Genomic DNA, 2,041 nt, shown 5'->3' with positions numbered 1-2,041 from the left:
CTAGATGGTACCGAAAGCTTTTTATGGAAAATGGCCATGTCACAAAGCGACGCAACAAAAATTATCTTTTTGCACGTTACGAAAGACATGAAAAAAGAGGTCACCATTAAGTTAAAAAACTTATGGAAGACCTCTAAATTTTTTTAAAAAAAGAACGTACTTTCGGTAACATATTACTGTTGATGACAGTATACTGTTATTAACAGTAAAAGTTGCTGGAAAAAATTTCAGATTTATATTAGGAGGTTATAATTTCATGAAACATACAGGGAGACATACAGGTGCATTTCTTTTGCTGTTTTTAACAGAGGGTGATAGCTATGGCGGGAGACTTCTGCAGAAATGTGAAGAAGAGCTTCCCCTCAATCCAATAGATAGTGCCATCTTATATCGCACATTAAAAACATTAGAGAAAGAAGGTGCTGTTGAGTCTTATTTGGACACATCTAATCAAGATAAGCCGATGAAAATGTACAAAATTACTACAGTTGGAAAAAGAAAATTAGAAGATTTTCAAATAGATATCGAAGAAAAAATTAAGAATTTATCATTTTTCTTAAATAAATACAAAAAATGGAGGGAGTCTAATCATGATTAATGGTGCTATCCTTTACGGTATAGCTATTATTCTTATCAGCATTTCTTTTATAAAAGATCGAAATAAAACAAAAGATGCTCTATTAAAGTCATTGAAAACCTTTCGTAATATTATACCTGACATGTTATCAATTATGCTTTTTGTTGGACTATCACTATCTATTTTAACTCCATCCTTAATTTCTTCAATCCTTGGAGAAAAATCTGGATTGATAGGTATTATTTATTCGACATTAATTGGATCTATTGCACTAGTTCCTAGCTTTGTTGTATTTCCTCTTGGACATACGTTAGTCCAAAATGGTGCAGGACTCCCTCAAGTAGCTGTATTAATGTCTACATTAATGTCCGTAGGAATCACAACTTTACCTATGGAGCAAAAGATATTTGGACGTAGCTTCGCCTATTCTCGCAACGCATCTGCATTGTTAATGTCTCTAATATTTTCATATATTATTTGGCTGGTGATGGTATGAATATATTAAAAAGATATCGTTTCTTTTTGATTTTATTATCTGGGCTAATTATCCTTACTTTTATAAACCAATCCGTGGGATGGAATGCATTTCAATTAACAGGAAAAAGCATTTTAGATATGCTGATTCTACTCCCTCCTGTCTTAATATTCGTAGGCTTGCTTGACAAATGGGTGGAGAAAGAAACACTAATTAAATATATGGGAGAAAAATCCGGCATCTATGGCATTTTGTTCTCCCTATTATTAGGAGTAATTGCAGCTGGTCCCCTCTACGTAGCTTTTCCAATTGCGGCACTTTTATTAAAAAAAGGGGCAGGCATACGGTACATTGTATTTTTTTTAGGAGTTTGGACAACCGCAAAATTACCAGTTATTATATATGAATTTGCTTCATTTGGAGTTAAATTTACACTCATTCACATATGTTTTGGTTTATTATTTTTCTATTTAATGGGTATTATTTTCGAGAAATTTTATGACCATCGACAATTGTTAAATTGTGATATAACTAAAGAAGTTTAGATTTAGATCAATAAGTCTTTAATCCCTCAATTCCAGATTCTTTTGCTACACACAGGAGCCCCTTTAGTTCAATAAGTTCAACAAAAAATACGTTAATCCTTCTTTCTATAACCTTAACACCTAAACAAAAAACGCCAAAAACCCTTATATATCAAGGGTTTTTGGCATTATAGGAATGGTGGGTTATTTGCGTTAAAACGGTACATGCGGAGCATACCTGTAAATACTGAAAGCTAACGTCTTTTCTCAGACGTTAGCTTTTTTCTTTTTTCTTATTCAACTAAAGCATCCGTTAGTTGAACAAGACTTATTGAAGTGTTGACATATACAGAAGAATCAGGAGGAGACATCGTAATGAAAGTCATAAAGACAATTGTGTAATGTGCAACGGGAAAGTACGGGATATTATTTAGATTCGGAAGAAGGCGTTTGGTGTATGAGTTG

At 33.0% G+C, this 2,041-nt stretch carries 3 protein-coding genes; all 3 read left to right on the top strand.

The window, feature by feature from the left end; translation table 11 throughout:
* The first annotated feature begins 256 nt into the window (after positions 1-256).
* The 3 genes from AC1DSB_RS18515 to AC1DSB_RS18505 are packed head-to-tail and all read left to right on the top strand — an operon-like array spanning position 257 to position 1,597.
* Entirely contained in the window at positions 257-598 is a 342-nt protein-coding gene (locus tag AC1DSB_RS18515) for a PadR family transcriptional regulator (RefSeq protein WP_016429466.1), read from the top strand.
* Positions 591-1,073, top strand: a complete 483-nt coding sequence (locus AC1DSB_RS18510) for a hypothetical protein (RefSeq protein ID WP_477532304.1) — start codon at positions 591-593, stop codon at positions 1,071-1,073. Before AC1DSB_RS18515 ends, AC1DSB_RS18510 begins: the two co-directional genes overlap by 8 nt.
* Positions 1,070-1,597, top strand: a complete 528-nt coding sequence (locus AC1DSB_RS18505) for a permease (protein ID WP_477587330.1) — start codon at positions 1,070-1,072, stop codon at positions 1,595-1,597. Before AC1DSB_RS18510 ends, AC1DSB_RS18505 begins: the two co-directional genes overlap by 4 nt.
* Positions 1,598-2,041 lie beyond the last annotated feature (444 nt).

The organism is Paenisporosarcina sp. P4_E4_2, assembly GCF_056401595.1.
This window is presented reverse-complemented; position numbering and strand designations above follow the sequence as displayed.